The sequence below is a fragment of the Protofrankia sp. Cj3 genome (assembly GCF_917627355.1).
GTDB lineage: Bacteria > Actinomycetota > Actinomycetes > Frankiales > Frankiaceae > Protofrankia.
Map to the genome: position 1 here is coordinate 14,010 of NZ_CAKJTR010000017.1, position 24,234 is coordinate 38,243.

The 24,234-nt window shown below is 68.5% G+C and carries 20 protein-coding genes; 9 read left to right on the plus strand and 11 right to left on the minus strand.

The annotated features are described in order from the left end of the window. Nucleotides 1-163: 163 nt before the first annotated feature. Nucleotides 164-2,383 carry a glycosyltransferase family 39 protein gene (locus MJ783_RS03930; RefSeq protein ID WP_239308542.1) on the plus strand — a complete coding sequence of 740 codons (2,220 nt, stop codon included), beginning with the start codon at nucleotides 164-166 and terminating at the stop codon, nucleotides 2,381-2,383. Between the two features lie 37 nt (nucleotides 2,384-2,420). Here MJ783_RS03930 and MJ783_RS03935 read toward each other — a convergent pair whose 3' ends face one another. Continuing rightward, a complete protein-coding gene (locus MJ783_RS03935; protein ID WP_239308543.1) occupies nucleotides 2,421-4,772 on the minus strand; it encodes an ABC transporter substrate-binding protein in 2,352 nt (783 codons plus the stop codon). Nucleotides 4,773-5,499: 727 nt separating this feature from the next. Here MJ783_RS03935 and hpnH point away from each other — a divergent pair. Continuing rightward, nucleotides 5,500-6,504, plus strand: a complete 1,005-nt coding sequence (hpnH, locus tag MJ783_RS03940; protein ID WP_239308567.1) for an adenosyl-hopene transferase HpnH — start codon at nucleotides 5,500-5,502, stop codon at nucleotides 6,502-6,504. A gap of 70 nt (nucleotides 6,505-6,574) precedes the next feature. On the opposite strand, the gene MJ783_RS03945 is transcribed toward hpnH, so the two are convergent. Then, entirely contained in the window at nucleotides 6,575-7,189 is a 615-nt protein-coding gene (locus MJ783_RS03945; RefSeq protein WP_239308544.1) for a TetR/AcrR family transcriptional regulator, read from the minus strand. Between the two features lie 387 nt (nucleotides 7,190-7,576). On the opposite strand from MJ783_RS03945, the gene MJ783_RS03950 reads away from it, so the two are divergent. Continuing rightward, nucleotides 7,577-8,134 (plus strand): PaaI family thioesterase, encoded by a 558-nt coding sequence (locus MJ783_RS03950; protein WP_239308545.1) that lies wholly within the window; start codon nucleotides 7,577-7,579, stop codon nucleotides 8,132-8,134. 24 nt (nucleotides 8,135-8,158) lie between these two features. Here the strand turns inward: MJ783_RS03950 and MJ783_RS03955 are convergent, their stop codons facing one another. The 7 genes from MJ783_RS03955 to MJ783_RS03985 form a co-directional block, all read right to left on the minus strand. Then, a complete protein-coding gene (locus MJ783_RS03955) occupies nucleotides 8,159-9,136 on the minus strand; it encodes an urease accessory protein UreD (RefSeq protein ID WP_239308546.1) in 978 nt (325 codons plus the stop codon). Nucleotides 9,137-9,138: 2 nt separating this feature from the next. Further along, nucleotides 9,139-9,894 (minus strand): urease accessory protein UreG, encoded by a 756-nt coding sequence (ureG, locus tag MJ783_RS03960; RefSeq protein ID WP_370651433.1) that lies wholly within the window; start codon nucleotides 9,892-9,894, stop codon nucleotides 9,139-9,141. A 52-nt stretch (nucleotides 9,895-9,946) separates the two neighbouring features. Then, nucleotides 9,947-10,807 carry an urease accessory protein UreF gene (locus tag MJ783_RS03965; protein WP_370651434.1) on the minus strand — a complete coding sequence of 287 codons (861 nt, stop codon included), beginning with the start codon at nucleotides 10,805-10,807 and terminating at the stop codon, nucleotides 9,947-9,949. Between the two features lie 98 nt (nucleotides 10,808-10,905). Then, nucleotides 10,906-11,964 (minus strand): methyltransferase domain-containing protein, encoded by a 1,059-nt coding sequence (locus tag MJ783_RS03970; protein ID WP_239308547.1) that lies wholly within the window; start codon nucleotides 11,962-11,964, stop codon nucleotides 10,906-10,908. A 465-nt stretch (nucleotides 11,965-12,429) separates the two neighbouring features. After that, nucleotides 12,430-14,160: an urease subunit alpha gene (locus MJ783_RS03975; RefSeq protein ID WP_239308548.1), complete on the minus strand. Its 1,731-nt coding sequence runs from the start codon at nucleotides 14,158-14,160 to the stop codon at nucleotides 12,430-12,432. Continuing rightward, nucleotides 14,157-14,621: an urease subunit beta gene (locus MJ783_RS03980; protein ID WP_239308549.1), complete on the minus strand. Its 465-nt coding sequence runs from the start codon at nucleotides 14,619-14,621 to the stop codon at nucleotides 14,157-14,159. The genes MJ783_RS03975 and MJ783_RS03980 overlap by 4 nt, the downstream gene beginning before the upstream one ends. Then, entirely contained in the window at nucleotides 14,618-14,920 is a 303-nt protein-coding gene (locus MJ783_RS03985; protein ID WP_239308550.1) for an urease subunit gamma, read from the minus strand. The genes MJ783_RS03980 and MJ783_RS03985 overlap by 4 nt, the downstream gene beginning before the upstream one ends. Before the next feature lie 608 nt (nucleotides 14,921-15,528). Between MJ783_RS03985 and MJ783_RS03990 the strand changes: the two genes are divergently transcribed. The 4 genes from MJ783_RS03990 (at nucleotide 15,529) to MJ783_RS04005 (ending at nucleotide 20,263) form a co-directional block, all read left to right on the plus strand. Then, entirely contained in the window at nucleotides 15,529-17,127 is a 1,599-nt protein-coding gene (locus MJ783_RS03990; protein WP_239308551.1) for an adenine deaminase C-terminal domain-containing protein, read from the plus strand. A 351-nt stretch (nucleotides 17,128-17,478) separates the two neighbouring features. Beyond that, nucleotides 17,479-19,266 (plus strand): 3-hydroxyacyl-CoA dehydrogenase family protein, encoded by a 1,788-nt coding sequence (locus tag MJ783_RS03995; protein ID WP_255723986.1) that lies wholly within the window; start codon nucleotides 17,479-17,481, stop codon nucleotides 19,264-19,266. Between the two features lie 140 nt (nucleotides 19,267-19,406). Next, entirely contained in the window at nucleotides 19,407-19,976 is a 570-nt protein-coding gene (locus MJ783_RS04000; RefSeq protein WP_239308552.1) for a YkvA family protein, read from the plus strand. Next, on the plus strand, nucleotides 19,973-20,263 hold the full coding sequence (locus tag MJ783_RS04005) for a hypothetical protein (protein WP_239308553.1): 291 nt from the start codon (nucleotides 19,973-19,975) through the stop codon (nucleotides 20,261-20,263). Before MJ783_RS04000 ends, MJ783_RS04005 begins: the two co-directional genes overlap by 4 nt. A gap of 103 nt (nucleotides 20,264-20,366) precedes the next feature. Here MJ783_RS04005 and MJ783_RS04010 read toward each other — a convergent pair whose 3' ends face one another. Beyond that, on the minus strand, nucleotides 20,367-21,023 hold the full coding sequence (locus tag MJ783_RS04010; RefSeq protein WP_239308554.1) for a sugar-binding protein: 657 nt from the start codon (nucleotides 21,021-21,023) through the stop codon (nucleotides 20,367-20,369). A gap of 106 nt (nucleotides 21,024-21,129) precedes the next feature. Then, nucleotides 21,130-22,467: a crotonyl-CoA carboxylase/reductase gene (gene ccrA / locus MJ783_RS04015; RefSeq protein WP_239308555.1), complete on the minus strand. Its 1,338-nt coding sequence runs from the start codon at nucleotides 22,465-22,467 to the stop codon at nucleotides 21,130-21,132. A gap of 160 nt (nucleotides 22,468-22,627) precedes the next feature. On the opposite strand from ccrA, the gene MJ783_RS04020 reads away from it, so the two are divergent. Further along, complete coding sequence (locus tag MJ783_RS04020) at nucleotides 22,628-23,185, plus strand: SigE family RNA polymerase sigma factor (RefSeq protein ID WP_308127780.1); 558 nt, start codon at nucleotides 22,628-22,630, stop codon at nucleotides 23,183-23,185. Next, nucleotides 23,182-24,153 carry a VCBS repeat-containing protein gene (locus MJ783_RS04025; protein WP_239308557.1) on the plus strand — a complete coding sequence of 324 codons (972 nt, stop codon included), beginning with the start codon at nucleotides 23,182-23,184 and terminating at the stop codon, nucleotides 24,151-24,153. The genes MJ783_RS04020 and MJ783_RS04025 overlap by 4 nt, the downstream gene beginning before the upstream one ends. Nucleotides 24,154-24,234 lie beyond the last annotated feature (81 nt).

The following is a 24,234-nucleotide window of genomic DNA, read 5'->3' on the forward strand; positions in this document are numbered from 1 at the left end:
CCTAAGTAGTACTCGGCCCACGGAGTACTCGGCGGTGTGGTACCTGGCGGTGCGGTCCACGCCGCCGGCACGGGCGTTGGGTAGTCCACGGATGTCATTGACTACACGGCGCCCGCTTCTGGCTACCATTGGCAACGTGCGTGTGTGCTGAAAAGCATGCGGTGTGAGTCCTGCTACGGTCCACCCGATGCGCCAGGTGTCGACCGATCCGGTCCCCATAGCCCAGTTGCCGCTGGTTCACGGCATCGGTGTGCTGGCCGATCGGGCTGGCCGGGAGCGGCTTGATCAGCAGGGCTCTCCCGGCGCGCCGCTGGGGCCGGCCTTGCCGTCACCGCGGGACCAGGCGCAACGGCTGCCGGTGTTCGGGTCCAGGCCGGGCTTGGCGCTGTTCGTTCTCGGCGCGTTTTCGTTCACCGTGAGCCTGCTGCTCCAGGCGACGCTTTTCCGTCACGGCTCGGGTGACGCGGACGAGGCCGCCTACGTGCTCCAGGCCCGGATGCTGCTGCACGGGCGGCTGACGCTCGACCAGAACCTGGTGGACCCGTTCTTCCGCCCATGGCTGACCGGCGTCCACAACGGGCGGGTCTTCACCAAGTACCTGCCCGGCTGGCCCGCGATGCTCGCCGTGTCCCAGCTGCTGTTCGGGACGATGGCTGTTGCTCCCGCGCTGGCGGCCACGGCCTGGGTGGCCGCCACCTACCGGCTGGCCCGCGAACTGTTCGATGACGTGGCGACCGCGCTCACCGCCGCGCTCTTCCTCGCGTTGTCACCGTTGACCCTGTTACACACGGCGCTGCCGATGGCGTATGCGTTCACATCCGCTGTTCTGACGGGCGCGATGGCCGCGCTGTTGCGCGGCACCCGCACCGGAGCCCGCTCATCGCTGCTGGCCGCGGGCGTGGCGCTCGGTCTCGCCGCCACGGCCCGCCCGTTCGACGCCGCGCTGGTGACCACGCTCTGCTTTCCGTTCCTCCTGGCCCGCGGGCCACGTTCGCCCCTGCTTCTGCTGCGCCACGCGGCATGGGTCTCGATCGGAGCGGCACCGTTCATCGTTACAATCATGGTTTTCTGCCGATACGTCACCGGATCGGCGCGGATATTGCCGCTTGCCGCCTCCGACCCGTTGGACCGCTTCGGTTTCGGCGCGCGGCGGATCCTGCCGTCCGAACCAACGGTCGCCTTCACCAGACGTCTTGCCGGGGAAGCTTTCCGCGCGACGTTGGACGCGGCGCCCGGCTGGTTGTTCGGTGGGACCGCGCTCGTCGTCCTTGCCGGGTTCGGCCTCCTCACAGGCCTCGCGCTGGGGGGACGGCGTGCCGGGCACCTGCTGCTCGCCGTCATCGTGCTGGGAGTCTTCGCCGCCTACTTCTTCTGGTGGGGCAGTGCCATGGCGCTGCCCGGCCTTGTCGCCGGCCTCGGCCCTCACTACCACATGACCGCTCTGTCACCAGTGGTTATTCTGGCCGCGAGCGGGGCGCGCCGGCTGTGGCGGGCCGTCCCCGGGCGGCTCCCGCGGCCGGCGCGGACCGCGATGGCGGCTGGCTGCGGGCTGGCGCTGGCGGCCGTGACCGCGGCCGGGCTACCAGCCAAGGTCAACGTGCAGCGTTATGTCAACGCGGTCGACGGGCAGGTGCTCGGTCTCATCCCGAAAAATCTTGCTGGGCCGGCGGTCGTCATCGTGACCCCGCCCACTCCCAGTCGCTACACACAGGTTCCCTACCATTTCTTACGCAACGATCCGGAACTGTCGGATGACGTAGTGTATGCGGCCGATCTCGGTGCGGCTGACGTGCGGCTCGCTGAGACGATGCCGGGCCGGCGGCTGTACCGGCTGCGTCCCGACGAGATGATCGAGGCGGAGAACCCGTGGAGCACGCGGGGCTCGTTCGCTGAACTCCATCCCGTTGACGGGAGTAAGATCAAAATCCGGGTGTCGGCGGTACTCCCTGAGAACGTGCCCTATGCCTCGGTCTATCTGCGCGTCGGAGACCGGACAGTGACCCGCCCGCTGCCCGCCACGCCCGCTACCGGCAGCGCTGGCTCGTCTCAGGCGGTGACCTGGACGCTCACCGGCGCGGCTACCGCGGGCGTGGCCGGCACTGCCGGGGCTGATGTCAGCCTGGCCGCGGTGAACCTGCCGGACGAGCTGGTCGTGGGGCTGGTGGCGAGCGACCGTCCAGATATGGCCCGCGCGTGGCGCTGGGAGGACCGCATCCCCGTAGCACGGCATCCGGACGGCCGACTGGTCGCCCTGACACCGGGCCAGGGTTGGCGACAGGTTCCGGGGCAGCACGGCGAGGGCTGGGTACAGGCCGCGATCACGGGCGCCCTGAACATTGCCGTCGAGCCGGGCGGCCGGGCGCCATCGGATGGATCGGAGTAGCCAGCCCGAACAGCCCGAACAGCCCGATCAGATCAGATCAGATCAGATCGGGCTGTTCGGTGTACAGCTCACGGATGATCGACAGGTCGAACATCCGCCTGGCGGCAGGGGCGGCCGCGCTGTCTGACAGCACGCGGACATTGGCCGCGATCAGGGCATCAGTCATCGTGAACAGGCCGTTGCGACGGGTGTCCGCGGTTTCGACGAGGGCGCCCAGTTTTTTGTTCTTCTCCAGTTGCTCACCGACGTCGAGCCCGGCCGACCGGGCGTAGACATCGGTGACGAGCCGGGTGCCGGCCATCGGGTCGGTCAGGTCGTCCTTCCAGCCCCGGACCTCGGCGGCCAGGAACGCTTTGATTTTCTTTCTCGCCGTGGTGACCGCGTCCGCACTCACCACGTACACGTTGGAAACCAGCGGGTAGCCGTGGTCGGCGAGCAGAAACGTCATGGTTTCGACGCCCTGGCGGGCGAGGACCGCCGGGGCGTCGGTCACCACGGACAGGATGCCGTCGACCTGGCGGTCCGCGACCGCCCGCACGTAGTCGGGCAGGACGACCTGGGTGATGGCCGTCCCCGCGATTCCCGCGGTGGCCAGAAAGGACGTCCAGACGGCAGCGCTGCCTGCCGCCATGCCGATGCGCATCCCGGCCATATCCTGTGGCGTTCTGATCGGTCTGTCCGCCGGCGACACGATGGCCCAGGGGGACTTCTGATGCTGCGCGCCGATCACCCGTAGCCGTGCGCCGTTGGAGATCTCTTTCACCAGGGCGTCCGGCGTGGTCACACCGACGAGTGCCGAGCCCGAGGCCACCGACGCCGCCATCGCTCGAGCCCGCGGGCCACCCTCATGGAACTCCGCGTGGGTGAACCCAGCCTGGCGGTAATAACCGCGTTGGTCGGCGATATAGGAGCCGGCGAACTCGACATCGGGCTTTCCCGGGAGCCACAACGTCAGCGGACCGAGATCCAGCGTTCCTGTTCCGGGGCTGGCCGGTCTGCCGATCCGCCGGACGGCCCAGGCCGCCGATCCGGCGCCGGTGCCGAGCCCGGCGGCGGCAACGGCGGCGAGCAGCAGCCCTCGCCGGGACAACCGGGCACCGGCTGAGCGCTTGCTCTTCCCCGCATCGTTCACGGCCCGCCTCGCGTCCGGCCCGACCCACACCGGTTGTTCGATCGTGGCCGGGTCGACATCGAGCGGCGGCCGCGGCCGGCGCGGTTTCGGCGTATCGGGAGCCAGCACCGCCAGGCCGACAGTGTCGAGATCATCGCCATCCCGTCCGCTGGCGTTGGCCCTGGCGGCTGTGATCCCGGCGGGTGTGATCCCGGCCGGTGTGATCCCGGCGGCCGCGATGACGCTGTCCGCGGTCGTATCGACGGGAGGCGGCTGTCCGGCGACCGGCTCCGCGGTCTCCTCGAAGCCGCTCCGGCTGTCCGTACCGTCCGGGCGCAGTCCATCGATAACACTAGCGACCATGGTCGGTGCTTCGTAGAAGGCGCTTGCGGTCGGCCAGGCGTCGGGGCTCGGTGCTGTCGCTGCCACCGCCGGTTGTGCGGCCGGTGCTGACAGAAGCGCTTGCAGCTGGCGGCGAATCCGCTCCGTCGTGGGCCGGGCGGCGGGTTCTTTGGCCAGAATCGGCCGGAGTATCAGAAAGGTCCGAGCCGCGTGCACCGGTGCGCTCGGCCCTTCGTAGACGACCGCGTGCATGGTCGCGAAGGTGGTGTCCCGACCGAACGGGGAGACGCCTTCCGCCGCGTGCAGCAGGGTGGTCGCGAGTGAGAAAAGATCGCTTGCGGGACCGGCTGTATCTCCTCGGATGCGTTCTGGGGCCATATAGGCGGGAGTGCCAACCACACCGCCCGCGGCTGTGATCCGATGATCCGTTTCGTAGGCCGCGACGCCGAAGTCCGCGAGTTTGACGGTACCGTCAGCTGTGATCAACACATTCGAGGGTTTGACGTCGCGGTGCAGAACTCCTTTGCGATGCCCGTGTACAAGCGCGTCCAACAGGGCGATCCCGATCCGGGCGACCTCTCGTTCAGCCAGCGCGCCGTCTTGCGCGATCACTGTCGCCAGTGAGCGTCCCGGGACCAGATCCATCACGATCCACTGCGCACCGTGGTCCTCGACCAGGTCGTACACGGTGACCACATGGGGATGAGCACCGAGCCGCGCGGCGTTACGCGCTTCGCGGCGAGCACGTTCGATCAGCAGTTCGCGATCGTGGGTCGAGAGGTTGTCAGGAATACGGATCTCTTTGAGGGCACGCTCGACACCGGCGTCGGTGTCGACGGCCCGCCAGACCGTCCCCATCCCGCCTGAGCCAAGCTGTTCGACCAGCCGGAACCGCCCGCCGATCAGGTGCGTGACCGTGTGCCCGCCTCGCGTCATACGTCCGCCTTCACCCTGCAACGCGTGCCCAGCCCCAGGTGGCCCCCGCGCTGTTGCCCACTGTCTTTTTCGCCGATGTTAGGCGCAGCCGGGGACAGCCATTGGTTGGCTGGTTCGGGACTCACCGGTCAGGTCTACACACAATCACCGCTTGGATTGCGGCCGGGCCGGTCATCCGGGCTCGATGTCACGGATTTGGCGAACCTGGACCCCCCGGGAATGGTGTGCGTCACGCCCGGATCGCTTTTGAAGTCCGAGCAGCCGGTGCCGGGATGGGTGCCGGGGGCCGATGTCCAGTTTATCGGGGCCGGTGTGACGTTCGTCCAACACCGGCCACACAGCGGACGCACGGCACCGACCGGCCACCGGACACGGCCCAGGCGCCTGCCGTGCGATGGCCGCCCGGTCCGCGGGCCGTCCGCCGTGGACTGGTTCTGGCTGGGCCGCTGGACCTGCCGTCCGTCGTCGGTATCCACTGCCGATCATGATTCGGCCGCTGTCGGGTTTCCGACACGCGTTCGTCCGAATTTCTGGTCAAAAACCCTGACTATGCGGTTGACCTGCGGTGACGGATGCCAGATGTGGCCCGGGGCCGGTGGAGCGGCCCGGGAGAAGTGGCCGATTCAACGTTCTCGATGAACATACAAGCTGTACGTACACCCTGTATGTTCTCGAGGTGGAGCGGTCGTCCGGCCGCACGATGTCGACGCCGAAGGGCGGTATTGCCATGGCGGTGGAGTGGCGGTACTCGTTGCGGATCGGGATGTACCTGGCCAAGCAGAAAGTGCTGCGTCGTAAGCACTTTCCGCTTGTTCTCGAACTCGAGCCGTTGTTTGCCTGCAATCTGTCATGCACCGGATGCGGCAAGATTCAGCACCCGGCGTCCGTGCTCAAGCAGCGGATGAGCGTCGAGGACGCCATGGCCGCGGTGGAGGAGTGCGGCGCGCCGGTGGTCGCGATCGCCGGTGGTGAGCCGCTGATGCACCCGCAACTCGACGAGATCGTCCGCCGGCTCATCGCTCGCAAGAAGTTTGTCCTGCTGTGCACCAACGGGCTGTTGCTCCGCAAGAAGATGGCGAAATTCACACCGTCGCCCTACTTCACCTTCATCGTCCACATCGACGGGCTGCGGGAGCGGCACGACGCGGTCGTGGAGAAGGCGGGCACCTTCGACGAGGCGATCGAGGCGATCGCCGCGGCCAAGGCCGCGGGCTTCCGGGTGGGCACCAACTCCACCTTCTTCAACAACGACAGCCCACAGGACGTGATCGACGTCCTGTCCTACCTCAACGACGAGGTCAAGGTCGACCAGATCCAGCTCTCGCCCGCCTACGCCTACGAGAAGGCGCCCGACCAGGAGCACTTCCTTGGCGTCTCGCAGACCCGCGAGCTGTTCTCCAAGGTCTTCGGTGACGGTCGGCGCGAGAAGTGGCGGCTGAACCACTCGCCGGTCTTCCTGGACTTCCTGGAGGGCAAACGCGATCTTTCCTGCACGGCCTGGGGCATCCCGAGCTACTCGCTGTTCGGTTGGCAGAAGCCCTGCTATCTGATGAGCGACGGTTATGTGTCGTCCTACAAGGAGCTGGTCGAGACCACCGACTGGGACGCCTATGGCCGGGGTAAGGACCCCCGCTGTGCGAACTGCATGGCGCACTGTGGTTATGAGACTTCCGCGGTCCTCGCCACCACGTCGTCGCTGAAGGAGTCCCTGCGCGCCATGCGCAGTGTCTGAGGCGCTGTGCGCCCCATCCCGTTACCGTCTGTTAGTATAGAAGAGCTGGTCGCCAATGGTGACCAGCTCTTTACTTTTTCGTTTCCAAGCCGACCAGCAGCCGGTCAAGAACCTCGCCCGCCTCACGCCGGGCTGTCGCGGGTTCGGAAGCTCGGCCGATCAACAGGCTCGCTTCGGACAGCACGGCCGCGAGCACTCGGGTGAGAGGCGCGATCGGCAGCGGGTCGATTCGTCCTTCGTCGATGGCCTTGTTCAGCCATTCGGCGAGCAGGCGGTAACCGTAGCGCTCGACCAGGACGTCCCAGGCGTCGTGGCCGAGCACCGCCGGGCCGTCGACCAGCACGATGCGTTGAAAATCGCTGTCGGTGCAGATGTCGAGAAACGACTGGAAGCCGGTTCGCAGCTGTTCCCAGGCATCCGTGGCCGGTTCGTCCGTAGCGCGCTTGAGCTCGGTGGTGACGAGCTGCTCGGCGACCTCAAGGGCGACCTGTTCCATCACCGCGCTGAAAAGATCAGCTTTGTCTCGGAAGTGATGGTAAAGCGCTCCGCGCGTCACCCGCGCGTCGGCCACGATCTCTTCGGTGCCTGTTGCCGCGTACCCCTGGGTCCCGAATCGGTGTCTCGCGGCGGCCAGGAGAACCTCTCGGGTGGCGGCCGGATGCTCGCTCCCGCGGATCCTGCTCATTCGCTGATTATGTTGCACTCAGTCTTCTGGTGGGCTTGTTTGGGGGTGGAAATGTCCGTCACTGTACCTGGTTGAGCTGGCTGAGATATTTAGCGCGACCGGCAATAGGGGACGCGGCGTCGCGGGGCTGGGGCGCGCACCTCGCGTCGTTGTCGTCAGTCGCCACCCCACATCTGCGCTGGCTCCCGCCGCCGCCTCGCGATGCACGCACCCCAGCTCCGCTCCTTGATCCACACCCCTGTTGCCGGGCGCTCTTGACGATCAGATGAGGGTCGCGGTACCGGATACCGCGACGGCGCCGGTGGCCCCTCGAAGGCGCCTATGGTATCAGGACAATCTGGAGCTTCCGGTCGTCTGGAGCGCGACGATCCTCATAGTCTTATGGCTATGACCACGATTGAGCCACGCCCACCGGCTGTCGAGTGGGGCGAGCCGCGCAGCAGGACAATCACCTGGCATGATCCGATGATCGTTGCCGCGATGGCGCGGACCATGAGTGGCCTCGACTTTTTCCTGGCGATGCGTGACGGCACGGTGCCGCACCCGCCGATCGCCATGCATTTCGACTTCGAGATCGATAGCGTCGCCGAGGGAGACGTGCTTTTCCACTGCACCCCGGACGAATCAGCATACAATCCGCTCGGTATGGTGCACGGTGGTCTTGTCTGCACCCTGCTGGACACGGTGACCGGTTGTTCCGTGCATACATCGCTGCCGGCCGGTCTTGGTTGTGCGTCTATCGAGATCAAGGTCAACTATCTGCGGCCGATCCACGTGGTCGACGGCCGCCCGAGCCGACTGACCGCGCACGGCTGGGTGGTGCGGCCCGGCCGCCGTGTCGTCTTCGCCGAAGGGGACGTCCGCGATGCTGACGGCAGGACAGTCGCCACCGCGAGCAGCAGCTGTCTGGTGTTCCCGCTGGAGGACATGCCCCCGTCGTCCTGATGATCGCGAATGCCGGGCGGTCGCTCACCAGCGGGCGACCATGGCCCGGCCTGCCTCCAGCGCCTGGCGCAGCGTGACCGCGTCCGATGCCAGTGCGCTGATCAGGACTCCCGGCCCGGCCAGCGGGAGCAGGGCGAAGGTGTCGGTGACGGCCGCGCCGGTCGCGAGGCCGGCTGGTCCGGGTCCGGCGATCAGCAGTGAACCGGCCACGCGAGCGGTACCGAGAACAGCCGGTCCGTCGAGGCCGGGCATGGTCGGGCCGAGAGTGAGTTCCTGGCGCAGCAGCGGCCGCCACGTCCGGTCGTGTCCCTGGTCCCGGTCCTGCTTCTGGTTGTGTTCCTGGTTGTGTTCCTGGTCGCTGACGTCGACGCGCAGCGCGGTGGAGATCGAGCCAGCCGGTTCGCCGAAGCGCCCGAGGACGATCTCCTCCCGCCACAGCAGGCAGGCGGTCGATGCCAGCCGGATGCTCGCCCGCATGCGGTGCCGGCAGCCGCGGGCGGCCACCGTCGGCTCGGGCAGATACACGAGCGCCGCACCGGGCCCGACGTCGGCATGGACGTCGAACAGGGAGGACCGATCCGTGTCGTCCCCATGGTCGTGCCAACGGTCGTCACTCTGGTTGTCACCGCGGCAGTTCCCCTCCCCGTGGTCGCCGCGCCCGCCGAATCCGGGCAGGGCGACGGTTGCCGCGACCGTGCGAAGGCGCAGGCACACTCCGGTCCCGACAGCGATGTCGAGCCGCAGCCGGTCACCGGCCAACGGGCCGGCCGCGGCATTCACCAGATGGACGGTCACGGTCGGCCGGCGCATACGCTGTGGATCATTATGGCTGCCGTGCCTGTCAGTCGTGCCGGTGCGGCGCAGCACCAGCGGTACCTGCGACCGAAGTTCGCTCACCCGGATCCCGCCGTCATCGGTCGGATCGACCCGTACGGCAGCGTGCGCGCTGATCGATGCCCGGCCCCGGCCGCCATGGTCGATGCTGGCTGCCGGCCGCGGCATGTTCAGGCCATGCTCCCGGGCCGGGGAGCCCGCGCCGGCTGGGTACCCGGCAGCGGACGTTGTGACAGCACCCATTGGGTCACTGGTGCCGCTCCTGGTTCGACGGCAAGCGAGGTGAACAGCACCGGACGTCCGTGCCGGATCCGTTCGGCATCCCGGGCCATGACGCCGAGGTCCGCGCCCACCAGCGGGGCGAGGTCGGTCTTGTTGACGACGAGCAGATCACTGTTGGTTACCCCAGGTCCTCCCTTGCGGGGCACCTTGTCGCCGCCGGCCACGTCGATGACGAAGATCTGCCGGTCGATCAGGCCGTAGCTGAAGGTTGCCGTCAGGTTGTCTCCACCGCTTTCAACAAAGATCATATCGAGCGGGCCGCAGTTCGACTCCAGGTCCTCGACGGCGTCGAGGTTCGCGGTGATGTCGTCCCGGATGGCGGTGTGCGGGCAGCATCCGGTCTCGACCGCGCGGATGCGCGCCGGGTCGAGTACACCGGCCGCGCGCAGGAAGTCGGCGTCCTCGGTGGTGTAGATGTCGTTGGTCACGACGGCGAGCCGCAGCGTGCCGGCGAGGCTCCGGCACAAGGCCGCGACCAGCGCGGTCTTGCCGCTGCCGACCGGCCCGCCGATACCGATGCGGACCGCCCGGCCGGCTGGGAGCACGCCCGGCGGCATGCGCGGTGTCGCCGCGTGGGTTGTTATGGCCTGGGCTGCGGCGCCGCCCCCAGCGGGGAACGTCTGAAGGTCATGCTCGCGGTGCATCGCTACACCTTCCCGAACTTCTACCCGACCCGCACCCCGGAAATCCGTGATCTCAGGAGGCGAACATGCGAATTTCGGCGGTACGGTGGCGCTCGGCGAGGAGGTCCAGACGCGGTCCGGCGAGCGCGGGCAGGTTCGCGGGCGGGCGTTCAGCGAGCGATACCGCTTTGGCGGCGATGCGCTCGAGGTCGGTCGCCAGCCGCGCGAGCAGGGCCGTGACCGCGAGTGGGTCCAGACCGAGCAGGCGGACGGCGCCCGACGCGGGTCCACTGACCGCTCCGTAGGCTACGCCGAGCGCGGCATCGGCGGGGGAGACCCCAGCGACCCCGGCGACCAGGCCGAACGCGATCGGATGGTGCGGCGCAGGGAGCAGGCAGCGCACGTCCGGCCAGGCGGCCCGGCCGGCGCGCAGCAACGCCCGGCCCTGGGCACGGCTTGCGGCCCGCTGAGCGGGGGAGGGGGTCCGCGCGTCCAGCTCCGCGTCCAGCTCGATGATGAGCCCGTCCGGAACGGGCCCGTTCGCCAGGCGCAACCGGCAGGTGGCCGCGGTGAAAGTGGCGGCCACCAAGCCCACGGTGGCCAGCCGTCCGCGCAGGAACCGTTCAAGATCGTCGAGATCGCCGACGCTGCCGTCGACGACCGCGGCCTCGACACCGCCTGAGTGCGCATGCCCGCCGGCCGGTAGCCGCCCGTCCGCCAGTAACAACAACGCCGCCGAGGACGATCCTGCCGTGATGCCCTCCCTGGAATCGTGAACCGGGGCCTCGTAGGTTACCGGACCGGGACGGGTCTCTCCGGGTGCCCGGCCGGCGGAGGCGATCAGCGGTCCCGCGTCCCTCCCCCTATCTCCGGAGAGAGGACCGGGGACGGGGGCGGAGCCCCGGAAACCGAGAGCGGGACTGCCACCGCCCACGAAGCAGCACCCGTGAAGCGTTGATCACGGGAGAGCTGTGTCTCGAAAATGTAGAGAAGATTAGCGACAATCTTTCTTTGGTGTCTCTGTCCAGGTCGTCAGACGGCTGATCCCTGTATGGCTGGAAGAGTGTGTTCGGGGGTGTCGAGCCAGAACTTCTGGCCTTCGGTGGTGACGGTGATGCCGATGCGGGTATGATCGGGGCTGTCGGCATCGATCCACCAGCGGTAAGTGTCCTCCAGCTCGTTCCAAAGGTTACGCGGTCCTGACTGACAGACCTCATGTCTGTCAGTTCCGGGTATGAATGAGCCCCAAGAACCGGACGGGTGGTGAGATATCCATAGGATCTCGGTACCATCCTCTTCGGGACGCCGGCCTGTCGTGCATCCTTGCATTCTGGTGCTGAACGCGAATCCGGCATGGAAATCGGTGAATGGTTCGATCGGATGAAGGCCGGTGTAGGTGATGCGCGCGGTCCTCTCGTCGGTTCCCCACACGTTTCGGACCCGCCGCTGATTCCTCATGTACATGAAGGGGGCTTCGCCGTGAAAGCGACCGTGCGCAGTCCCATCGGCTGCCACAGTGAGGCAGGCGAGGGCACCGTGGTGGAAGCTGCCGGCGATCGGGACGACGATCCGGCCTCTGGGGCGGGTCTGCGCGAGCCAGGCGGGCGGGACGGTGAACACGTTCGCGGTGGCGATCACCCTGTCGAACGGTGCACGCTGCGCGTAGCCGTCGGCTCCGTCACCGGTGATGACCGTGACGGGCAGGCGGAGTCTGGCCAGGGCAGCGCGGGCGTGCGTTGCTACGATGGGGTCGACTTCGATAGTGGCAACGGACCCTGGCTCAGCGCGTTCCGCTAGAAGCGCGGCGTTGTATCCGGTGCCGGCACCGATTTCGAGGATGTTCATTCCGGGCCGGACATCGAGCAAGGTAAGCATCTTGTCCATGAGCCAGCCCGCGGTGCTGGAACTTGTCGGGATGATGCCCTTACCGTCGTACTCGTCGCTTCCGTCGTCGACCTGTGTGGTGACGGCTTCGGAACCGTTGACCTCTCTCAGCCAGGCTTCCGGATCGTCGGAACGACGTACCGGGACCATCCACCCGTCGTCACGACGAATCCAGATGGTCTCGGGAATGAAGTCTTCCCGCCTCATGCGGTGCCAGTCCCCTTGCAGGTCGGACAGGTGATTCTTACAGTCTTCCCATCCTGGCTGACCTCGGTTGTCTTATCTCCCTTGCAGGCCGGGCAGGGCCCGGGGGACTGCGAGTGTTTTCCCACGGCGTCTCCTTGAAGCGTGCAGAGAACAGGCGGTGATCTTGCCGGCGCCGACGGGCGTGGACGAGCGGCCTGACGTTAGGTTGATCACTCCGCGGTGGAGCGGCAAGAGGTATCTCTATGGGCGGAATCAAGCGGTCAGTGCACCGCCCGCCTCCCGTCGGGAGCCTAGGTTTGGGTTCAAATCAGGCTATTGGGGCAGATCGGGAACTTATTCGATCACGATCAAGCTTGCCGAGCCTCTGCTCCCAGCACAATGTGGGGTGCACTGAACTACTGGAGACCACCGGCCCTTCAGGTCCGCTGTCCACGGAACCGGAACCGCTCCACTCCCGGAAAGGAATCAGAAGAGGAAGTAGCGCTGGGCCATCGGGAGCTCGGTCACGGGCGTGGCTTCGATGGCCTCCCCGTCGATGGTCACGGTGAACGTGTCCGGGGCGACCCGGATATCGGGGGTCGCGCTGTTCTCGGGCAGGTCGGCCTTACCGCGCTGGCGCACGTCGGCGACTGCGACCATCGGCTTGGCCAGGCCGAGCCGCTGCGGCAGGCCGTCGTCGAGGGCGGCCGGGGCGACGAACGTCAGCGATGCCGCCGCCGCCGGGCCGGGCGCGGCCCCCCACATCGGCCGCGGCAGCACCGGCTGCGGAGTCGGGATGGAGGCGTTCGCGTCGCCCATCGCCGCCCACACCACGAACCCACCCTTGAGGACGACCGACGGCCGGACACCGAAGAAGGCCGGGTCGTAGAGGACAAGGTCGGCGAGTTTGCCCGGTTCCACCGAGCCGATCTCGTGGTCCAGGCCGTGCGCCACCGCCGGGCAGATCGTGTACTTGGCGACGTAGCGCCGGGCGCGGGCGTTGTCCGCGGGCCCGTCCCCGGGCAGGGGGCCGCGTCGCGCCTTCATCACGTGCGCGGTCTGCCAGGTGCGCAGCACGACCTCGCCGATGCGGCCCATGGCCTGTGAGTCCGAACCGATCATCGAAATCGCGCCGAGGTCGTGCAGCACGTCCTCGGCGGCGATGGTCGACGGCCGGATCCGGCTTTCGGCGAAGGCCAGGTCCTCGGGCACGGCCGGGTTCAGGTGATGGCAGACCATGAGCATGTCGAGATGCTCGTCGAGGGTGTTGACCGTGTGCGGCCGGGTCGGGTTTGTCGAGCTCGGCAGCACATTCGGTGCCGCGGCCACGGTGATGATGTCCGGGGCGTGCCCGCCCCCGGCGCCCTCGGTGTGGTAGGCGTGGATGGCTCGCCCCGCGATCGCGGCGAGCGTGTCCTCGACGAAACCGGCCTCGTTGAGGGTGTCGGAATGCAGCGCCACCTGCACCCCGGCGGCGTCCGCGACCCGCAGGCAGGTGTCGATCGCGGCCGGGGTCGACCCCCAGTCCTCGTGCAGTTTGAAGCCGGCGGCACCGGCGCGCAGCTGTTCCCACAGCGCGGCCTCGCCGACGGTGTTGCCCTTCCCGAGCAGGACGACGTTCATCGCCACGGTGTCCATCGCGGACAGCATCCGGGCGAGGTTCCACGGGCCGGGGGTGACGGTGGTGGCCTTGGTTCCCTCGGCTGGGCCGGTCCCGCCGCCGATCAGCGTGGTGATGCCGGCGCCGAGGGCCTCAGGGACCTGCTGCGGGCAGATCAGGTGGACGTGACAGTCCACCGCGCCCGCGGTGAGGATCTTCCCGTTGCCGGCGAGGATCTCCGTGCCGGGCCCGATGACCAGACCGGGATGGACCCCGTCCATGGTGTCGGGGTTGCCGGCCTTGCCGAGCGCGACGATCCGGCCGTCCCGGATGCCGACGTCGGCCTTGACCACGCCCCAGTGATCCAGCACGACCGCGCCGGTGATGACCAGATCGGGGGTGCCTTCGGCACGCGAGGCCCGGGCCTGTCCCATGGACTCCCGGATCACCTTGCCGCCGCCGAAGACCGCCTCGTCGCCGGTGCCGGTGCCGGCCGGCCCGCGGCTGCGGTCCTCGGTCACCTCGATGAACAGGCCGGTGTCCGCCAGGCGGATGCGGTCACCGACGGTGGGACCATACAGGTCGGCGTAACGGGCGCGGTCCAGGTACCTGTTCACTGGTCCGTCCCCAGCGCCGTCCCCGCTTCCGTCCCCGCTTCCGTCCCCGTGCCGGCCGTTCCCGCGCGGTTCGGCCCTGTCCCGCTCGGCTTCGCGCTGTCCGGCGCGGCCGGATCCAGCGGGCCGGCCGATTCGGTGCGCAGACCCGGCACGATCCGGCGGCCGGCGAGCGGCACCAGCTCCACCTCGCGTTCCACACCGGGCTCGAAGCGGACGGCGGTGCCGGCGGGAACGGCGAGCCGGTGCCCCCAGGCGGCGTTCCGATCGAACTCCAGCGCGGGGTTGGCCGCGGTGAAGTGATAATGCGACCCGACCTGCACGGGACGGTCACCGAGGTTGCGAACCCGCAGCGTCAGCACGGGGCGCCCCGGGTTGATCTCAACCGGGTCGTCGCCGTGGCGGACCTCGCCCGGCCGGACGCCGGCCGGGGCCCGGGAAGCCGGAGTCCCGGGGGCACTCATGGGATCGGCTGGTGAACGGTCACCAGTTTGGTGCCGTCCGGGAAGGTCGCCTCGACCTGGACCTCGGCGAGCATCTCGGGGACTCCGTCCATGACATCCTCGCGGGTGAGCACGCCGCGGCCGGCCGTCATCAGATCGGCGACCGTGCGCCCGTCACGCGCGCCCTCCAAGAGGAAGGACGTGAGAATGGCGGTTGCCTCGGGATGGTTGAGCCGCAGACCGCGGGCTCGTCGCTCCCGGGCAAGCCCGGCCGCGACATGGATCAGCAGCCGTTCCTGCTCATGCGGGCTCAGCAGCACAGCTGGAAGCTTACGGCGTGTTTCGGCAGCCGTCGTTCGATCGGGGAGCCGCGTCCAGGCGGTCCCTGGCAAGGCCGTGGGCCACACCGATACCGGATGAGTTGTACCGGTGTGGCCCAGAACACGGCCAGGGGCCGCCTGGACGGCGCGAGCCGGACACTCCTATTGCCTAATACGCACGGTTGTTTTTTTAATGCGTATGGTGGCCAGTCTGCCTGGGAAAGGCTTCGGGTTGTGTCCGTTCGGGACCATTTGGTTACGGAAAGGTTACAGGCCGCGGGTTCATGGGCGCGATCGGCCTGACTGGCAGCAGAGTGATGCGGCCATGCCGCTAAGAGCGCACGGTAACAGGGGTGTGGATCAAGAAGCGGGGCTGAGGCACGTGCGTCGCGAGGCCGAGGAGGGAGTCACCGGAGGTGCTGGGGGCGACTGGCGGCAACGACGCGAGGCGCCGTCTGGCGCCGGCAGGCCCTGGGCGAACTTCTGGCGGCGACCACTACGGCGTGCCTGATGGATGGTGGTCGATGTGGGCGATGATCCAGAAAATCGATGATCCATTCAGATACGCCCTGGGCCGGGCTCGCCAGAACTGGGTTTTCGGAGGTTGTATGATTGCCGAGCGTGACCGCGAACGGGCGCGGCCGGCGTCCGGGCCTGTGCTCCGCTCGCCCGACGCGGCGCCGGTGTGGATGACACCGGCTGGTGGGACGGCCCATGCCGAGCCTTCGGTCCGCGCTGTGCGCTTCGGCACCGTCGCGGTATCCCCCCAGCTGGCTCCGACAGCGGGGGAACGTGAACGTCTGCGGCGGGTCGCGAACGGTACCCAGGAAGCGGACCTGGCCGTCCGCGGTGGCATGGTCGCTGTCGTCCAGGCTGGTGAGCTGCGGCATCGTGACCTGCTCATCGTCGGTAAGTTCATCGCCGCGGTGACACGCCCCGGGGCGCTGCGTGCCCGCCGTACCCTGGACGCGTCCGGTCGTTACCTGTTGCCGGCCTACGTCGACCCGGGCGTCCGGTTGGAACAGACGTTGCTGACGCCCGGCGAGCTCGCCCGTCTCGTCGTGCCCCGCGGGACGGTCACCCTGCTTGTGGACGCGGACCTGCCCGCAGCCCTGTGCGGACCGCGCGGTACGCGGCTCGTGACCGCTTCGGGGACCCCGGTGCGGCTGCTTGCCAGGACCTCTCCGGCAGCTGGCGGCGCCAGCCTCCCGGACGCCGGGATGCGGCTGCCCCCGCAGGCCGTTCCCCGGATCGGACCCGCCGAGCCGCCACCACCCGACGCCCCCGCGGAACTCGCCGGGGCATGGCAGATCGCTGACATCGCCGAGCACGGTCACCTCGACCGGATGGTCCACCGCATGGTCGAGGCCGGTGCGGAGCCGATGACTGCCATCCGGGCGGTGACCCTCGGCCCGGCCCGCCGGTACGGCTTGGAGCACCTGCTCGGATCGCTCGCGCCGGCACGGCTGGCCGACGTCCAGATCGTCACTGACATCGCGGGACCCAGACCACCGGAGATCGTTCTCGCCAGCGGGCGGATGGCCGCCGAGCGCGGCCGCCCGCTGTTCGACAACCTCGATGCTGTCCCTGAGTGGAGCCGGGAACGGATGGCTCTGCCGGCTGGCCTGCACAGCGGCTCGTTCACCGCCGCGGCGGCCACGGCCGCGACGGCCGGCATGGTTGACGGTGTACAGGTGAGCGCCGCCGCGGGCAGCGCGCCCGATATCCAGATCATCCAGGTTCGACCTGCTCGTACCGGCGATGGCACCGGTCAGGTGGTGGCTGATCCCGGGCATGACGTGATCAAGATTGCCATGATTGCGCGACAGGCGGACCGAGCCGCCGCGACCCGGGTCGGTTTCATCCGCGGGGTTGGCCTGCGCCAGGGTGCGATCGCGATGACCACCAGCGTGGCTCCCGGCGATCTGGCCATCATCGGAGTCACTGACCAGGACATGATGACCGCGGCGCGGGCGCTGGAGGGAATGTGCGGCGGTTTTGTGGTGGTCGACCGCGGCTGGGTGCTGGCGGCATGCCCGCTACCGGTGGCGGGGCTGCTGAGTGACGCCCCATGGGAAGCTGTGCGTGATCAGCTGGCCGGCGTCGACGCGGCCGCCGCGGTGCTCGGCTGCACGTTGCCGTCGCCCTTCCTGACCCTCGCGCCGTTGGGCCGGCGGCTCTGTCGCGATCTTCTTTGCCGGCCCTGATGGCCGACCAGCCATCGATATTGATCATTGGAGCCGCCGGTGTGGCGGGCATCGCGGGCGGAGGCACGGCCGTCGGCCTCCCGCTGACGGGATCGGCGGGAGTGTGTCGTTCCCTACGTTCAAACGTTGCAAAAGGGTACATTTCAGTGAACCGAGGCGGCCATGGCTGATGGGGGCTGAGCGGCGCGCGGAGCCGGCTGGGCGCGTGAACAGCCTGCGTATGGAGGGTGTCTCTCGCTCCGCTGACAGCTGCCGCTCCGGGTGGCGCTCGTCGGCTTGTGCGCCGAAGTTCTGGAAGTATTTCGCGCACCGGCGGCGGGCACAGGTACAGCGACGAGAGGGGTGGCCGACGTGGCTCAGGACTTCACGAAGGTCGGAGTTGTCGGGCTCGGCACCATGGGCGCGGGGATCACCGAGGTACTGGCGCGTGCCGGCATCGAGGTGGTGGGGGTGGAGCTCGATGGCGAGACACTTGCCCGGGGGCTCGACCACATCCGGCATTCCACCGAGCGGGCGGTCAGCCGCGGCAAGCTGACCGAGGCCGACCGGGACGCCCTGTTCGACCGGATTCACGCCGGTACCGACCTGACGGCCGTGGCCGAGTGCCGGCTGGTCGTTGAGGCGGTGCCCGAGCGGATCGAGGACAAGCGGGCGGTTCTCGCGGAGCTGGACAGGCTGTGCCCGTCCGGCACGATCATCGCTACGAACACGAGCTCGCTGTCGGTCACCGAACTGGCCGCCGGCACCTCCCGCCCGTCGCGGGTGATTGGCACGCACTGGTTCAACCCGGCGCCGGTGATGGGCCTCGTGGAGATCATCCGGACGGTGGTCACCGACTCCGCCGCGCTGGAGGATCTGGAAGCGCTGGTCGCGAAGGTCGGCAAGAGCGCGGTGGTCGCCGGGGACAGGGCTGGCTTCATCGCCAACGCCCTGTTGTTCGGGTACCTCAACAACGCCGTGCGGATGCTGGAGGCACACTACGCCACCAGGGAGGACATCGACGCGGCCATGCGGCTGGGCTGCGGTCATCCGATGGGCCCACTGGCGTTGCTGGACCTCATCGGCCTCGACTCCGCCTACGAGATCCTCGATTCGATCTACCATACGTCCCGGGACCACCTGCACGCCCCGGCGCCGCTGCTCAAGCAGCTGGTCACGGCCGGGATGCTCGGCCGCAAGACCGGTCGCGGGTTCTACACCTACGCGGCTCCCGACTCCTCCCAGATCGTCGACGCCGTCACGCCGGACGCCGTGGCCTCGTCCGATTCCGGGCGCTCGGGCGCGGCCGTCAGGCCGGTGCGCACGATCGGTGTCATCGGTACCGGCACCATGGCCGGCGGGATCATCGAGGTCTGCGCCCGTCATGGCTATGATGTGATCTTCCGTGCCCGGGGCGAGGAGAAGCTCGCTGGTGTCCGCAAGAACCTCGAGCGCTCCCTGGACAAGGGCGTCGCGAAGGGCCGGATCTCCTCGGACGACCGGGCCGCGACACTGGCCCGGGTGCGGGGCACCACCGACCTTTCCGCGCTTGCCGGCTGTGACCTCGTCATCGAGGCGGTCGTGGAGGACCTCGCGGTCAAGCGAGCGCTGTTCGCCGAGATCGACGCGGTCATCCGGCCCGGGGCGATCATCGCGACCACCACGTCCTCCCTGCCGGTGATCGAATGTGCGACCGCCACCTCGCGCCCCCAGGACGTGGTGGGGATGCACTGGTTCAACCCGGCCCAGGTGATGCGGCTGGTGGAGATCGTGCCGACCGTTCTGACCGCTGACGACGTCACCGCGACGGTTGCCCAGGTGGCGCGGGCGGCAGGCAAGCACCCGGTGCGCTGTGCGGACCGCGCCGGGTTCATTGTCAACGCCCTGCTGTTCCCCTATCTCAACGACGCCGTGAAGATGCTGGAGGCGCACTACGCGGATGTCGATGCCATCGACACGGCGATGAAGGTCGGCTGCGCGCATCCGATGGGGCCGTTCGAACTCGCCGACGTCGTCGGGCTGGACGTGACGCTCGCCATCGTGCGCACGCTGTACCTGGAGTTCCGGGAGCCCGGTTATGCCCCGGCGCCGCTGCTCGAACACCTTGTCAAGGCTGGGTATCTCGGCCGTAAGACCCGGCGTGGCTTCCGCGTCTACTGACCCGGCGAGGGAGCGAGGGGGCGGGGGAACGGTCCTGGTTGGTTCGTTTCGTCGCCTACGATGGCGCCGGACTGCATGTTTGTCTGGGCCGGGCACCGGCATGGCCGGTCTGGTCCCGCCGTCGTTTCGGAGGAAGCCACATGGTCTCGCTGGACAAGGATGCCGCGCGGGAGGTCGGCCGCGAGATCGTGACGTTCGTGCCCGATCTCGCGGTGATGCTGCGGCGGGTTCTCGTTGATCCGAGGGTGCCGCAGGCGGCCAAGATGGAGGCGGCGGCGTCGCTGGCCTATCTGGTCTCACCGCGCAACCGGCTGATGAGCCTGGTTCCCGTGGTCGGTCAGTTCGACGACATCGCGCTCATGGCTTTCGCGTTCCGTCGCCTGCAGTTGGGCGCGGGCGAGGCCATCCTGCGCGAGCACTGGCGTGGCAGCGACCGGACTTTCCAGATCATGATTGGTGCGTCCGCCGCGTTGTCGTCACCGCGAGGGATGATCCGGCGGGTGAAACTGGCCCGGACGCTCGCCGAGTCGACCGTTGACCGGTTTGCCGGCTCCCGCCGGGGCGGCGCGGCGGGGAACGACCCGCATCGCATCGTCGAGGGTGAAGTTGTCAACCAGACGCTCGCGCCCGACGCGGACCCGAGCGCGTCACGCCCCCGCACAGCGCGGTTCCGTCGCCCGCAAAGTCCGTCGGCGCCGCGGCCGCGGTGACCGGCAGACGGTCGCGGCGCGCGCGGCCGGAGCGACCGCCCAGCTCGCCCATCCTGCCCGTCGTCGGAGCCAAGACGATCGAACAACGCGCGGACGGGGACTGGATTGTGCGCCGGATCAGCGGCGCGGCCGCGCGCAAGTACTACCGCTGCCCCGGCTGCGAGCAGGAGATCCTGCCAGCCACTCCGCACGTCGTCTGCTGGCGCGACGATCACATCGCTGATCGCAGGCACTGGCACACAGCCTGCTGGACCCGTCGTGACCGGCGTATCCCGCCGGGTCTGTGAGATCGGGGGCTCAGAAGCGAACAACATGGACTGTACGGATAATACGGTAACAAACCGCATGAAGCGTACAAGCCATATGAATTATATGAACGGCGTGGACGTTTCAGGAACGGATAACCGCCGTGTCCTCGCCGCCTACCGGCGACGAGGACGAGGACGAGCCGAGGTCCAGCGGAGCCATGGCCGCGGCCAGCCGGTCGCGCAGCTGACCGAGCTGGGCGGTCACCTGGTCCCGCTGCCGGCCGAGATCAGCCAGCCGGCGGCGGGACTCCTCCTCGGCCGCCGCGACGGCGGTACGTGCCCTGGAGAGGATGTCCTCGGCTTCGGCCTGCGCCGCTGAGATCGTCGCCTGAGCGGCCGCTCCGGCTTCCTGGAGCATCCGCTCATGGGTCCGCCGCGCGTCGGCCTGTACCCGCTCGGCCTCCTGGAGCGCGACCTCGGCCTCCCGCGTCCGTTCGGCCCGTACCGCGGCGGCCTCCTCCTCCGCGAGCTGGAGGATCTGGGTGATCCGATCGCCGAACTCCTCCCACGCGGGCCGGTTGGCTGCGAGATCATCACGTGCCGTGGCGGCTTCGGAGGCGGCCTCGGATGCCGCGGCCTCGGCGGCCGCCCGATGCGACTCCGCCTCGCGCAGCTGTTCGACGAGCCAGTTGACGTGCGCCCTGACCTGATGTGGGTCGTAACCGCGACGAACCAGATCGAAGTCCGGCGAGGCGTCCGTGCCGTCGGACATCGGGATGAGATCGGTCTGCTCGCTCATAGGACATCAGAGTGCCAGACCTGCCACCGGGAGGTGCGGTGGCAGGTCTGCCATCGGCCTGGGCCAGACCGCCCCCTCGCCGCTCCCGATGCCGGGATGACCGGTCCTACACGCCACGGAATCGGTTGATCGCGGCAAGGTGACGCTCGCGGGTGGCGGCGTCGCGGACCCCGAGGCCTTCCTCCGGCGCGAGGCAGAGTACCCCGACCTTGCCCTGGTGGAGGTTTCGGTGAACGTCGAAGGCGGCCTGGCCGGTCTCGGCGAGCGGGTAGACACGGGACAGGGTCGGGTGGATGAGCCCCTTGGCGATCAGCCGGTTGGCCTCCCATGCCTCGCGGTAGTTCGCGAAGTGCGAACCGACGATTTTCTTCAGGTTCATCCACAGGTAGCGGTTGTCGTAGGAGTGCATGAAGCCACTCGTGGACGCGCAGGTCGCGATCGTTCCGCCGCGCCGGGTGACGTAGACGGACGCGCCGAAGGTCTCCCGGCCGGGGTGTTCGAAGACGATGTCGGGATCCTCCCCGCCGGTGAGCTGGCGGATCTTCTTGCCGAGACGTTGCCACTCCTTGGGGTTCTGGGTGTGCTCGTCGGCCCAGAACCGGTAGTCCTCAGCGGCCCGGTCGATGACCAGGTCGGCGCCCATACGACGGACGATCTCGGCTTTCTGGGGGGAGGACACGACGCAGACCGGGATCGCCCCGCCGTTCAGCGCCATCTGCGTGGCGTAGGAGCCGAGGCCGCCACTCGCGCCCCAGATCAGCACCACGTCGCCTTGCTTCATGTTGGCGCCGTTGTGGGAGATCAGCTGACGGTAGGCGGTGGAGTTCACCAGACCGGGGGCGGCGGCCTCCTCCCAGCTCAGGTGCGCGGGCTTCGGCATCAGCTGGTTGGCCTTGACCAGGGCGAGCTCCGCGAGCCCGCCGAAGTTGGTCTCGAAGCCCCAGATGCGCTGCTCGGGGTCGAGCATGGTGTCGTCGTGGCCTTCCGGCCGCTCCAGCTCGACTGACAGGCAGTGGGCGACCACCTCGTCGCCGGGGGACCATATGTGCACTCCGGGGCCGGTCCGCAGCACAACCCCGGCGAGATCGGAGCCGACCACGTGGTAGGGCAGGTCATGGCGCTTGCCGAGCGGGGAGGACCGGCCGTAACGTTCCAGGAAACCGAACGTCGGGAGCGGCTCGAAGATCGACGTCCAGACGGTGTTGTAGTTGATCGCGGAGGCCATCACGGCGACCAGTGCCTCACCCGGACCGAGCTCAGGGGTCGCGACCTCATCGATGTGCAGGGAGCGCCGAGGGTCCTTGTCCCTGGACGCGAGCCCGGTGAAGAGGCCGGTCTCATCCTTGCGGATAACCGCCCCCCGGTAGGTCTCGGGTACGGGCAGGGCGGCGAACGCTGCCTCGGAGGTCTCGCCGACGAGAATCGCTTCGACAATTTCCTTCACGATTGGCCTCCCAAACGTCATCCGGCAATGTCGGGCAGATGCTACCGACGGGTATGCCTACAAGTCGCGCGGTTGGGGGTGTGCGCCCGCGCTGGAAGCGATACAACCTGAGAGCAACCATTAGGGGTAGGAGCGCGTCTGACCTGGCGTGACCGCGCCCATGACAGTAGTGGAGGGGTGGCGGCCCGTGCCTGCGCGGAGCGACGCCGCTCGCAGCCAGGTCGCGCGGGATGCCGACGCCGCACTGACCGCTCTGTACGCAGAACACTACCGGTCGTTGGTCCGCCTCGCCGCACTTCTGTTGGATGACGTCGGGCTGTGCGAAGAGGTTGTCCAGGACGCCTACATTCGGGTCCACACCGCCTGGGGGCGGCTGGAGGACAGGGACAAGGCGCTTGCCTACCTGCGGCAGACGGTGGTCAACCTTGCCCGTTCAACGCTGCGGCGGCGGCTGGTGGCGCTCAAGCACGCACCCAAGCCCATGCCGGACGCGGCCAGCGCCGAGGAGGGTGCCTACACCCTGGTCGAGCGTGCCGCGGTCGTGCAGGCCCTGCGGGAGCTGCCGCGGCGGCAGCGCGAGGCCGTGGTCCTGCGCTACTACGCGGACCTTTCCGAGGCGGCTGCGGCCGCGGTCATGAAGTGCAGCGTCGGGTCGGTCAAGGCCTACACGTCCCGCGGGTTGACCGCGCTCGGCAGCAAGCTGGAGGGCCTGCGGTGACCGCGCTCGAACCCGACGAGCTGCGTCGTCTCCTGACCGAGGCGGTGGAGCCGGTCCAGGCCTCCCCGGCGGGCTATCACCGGATCCGCGCCGGCGTCATTCGCCGGCGCCGGCTGCGGATGCCCATGATGACTGTCGGCGGGCTGGCGCTGGCCGGTCTGATCGGCCTTGTCTACCTGGTGATCGAACCCCGCACCTCAGCCACTCTGGTCGAGCCGGCTCGGCCTCCGCTGACCCAGACGACTCCTGACGTGACCGTGTCGCGCCGGCCCGTGACACCGCCGGGCCATGGCGGGACGCTCGGGGGCGGCCCGGGGCGGCCGTCGGCGCCGGTGAGTCGATTGGAGACCGCGGCGCCGCCCACCAGCCCCGGCGGCCCGGGGGAGGAGACGCCGTCGGCGGCATCGACCAGCCATCCGAGTGGAACGCCCAGCAACGTCCATTCTCCGGCGCTCCCGCCGCCGGTGTCCGTCCCGGCGATGGCTGGCGATGTTGACGGTGACGGCAAGAGCGACCCGGCGACCGTGTCCGACACCACGGTCGTGGTCGCGCTCAGCCTGTTCGGGTCAACCTCGGTGACATTCCCGGCGGTGGCGTCACCGCTGAGTCTGTCGGTCTTCGATATCGACGCCGATGGGTATGGCGAGCTGATCGTCCAGACCGACAGCAACGGCAGTACCAGGAACTTCGGTGTGGCCAAACTGACGCAGACCGGGCAGCTGCGGATCGTGAGCAACAGTCCGTTGCATGCTGGCCTCAACGGCGCCCACGGTGACGGGTTCCGTTGTGAGGCCGGGAAAGTCGTGGTCGCCGCGGGTGACCGGACCACGGACAAGATCTACCAGGTGACGTCGACGACGTGGGAGCTGATAAGCACGGGCTTCACCGCGCTCGGCTCGCCCACAAGCAGCACGGTGGACCTGGCCTCGGCACAGTCGCCCTTCACCGCCGGCTGCGGGATCGCCTGACCCCGTATTTCCGCATTTCCGCGCCGCGGAGATACGGGGGCCCCAGGGCCATGACCTCCATGGCCCGTTCCCTCCGGTGTG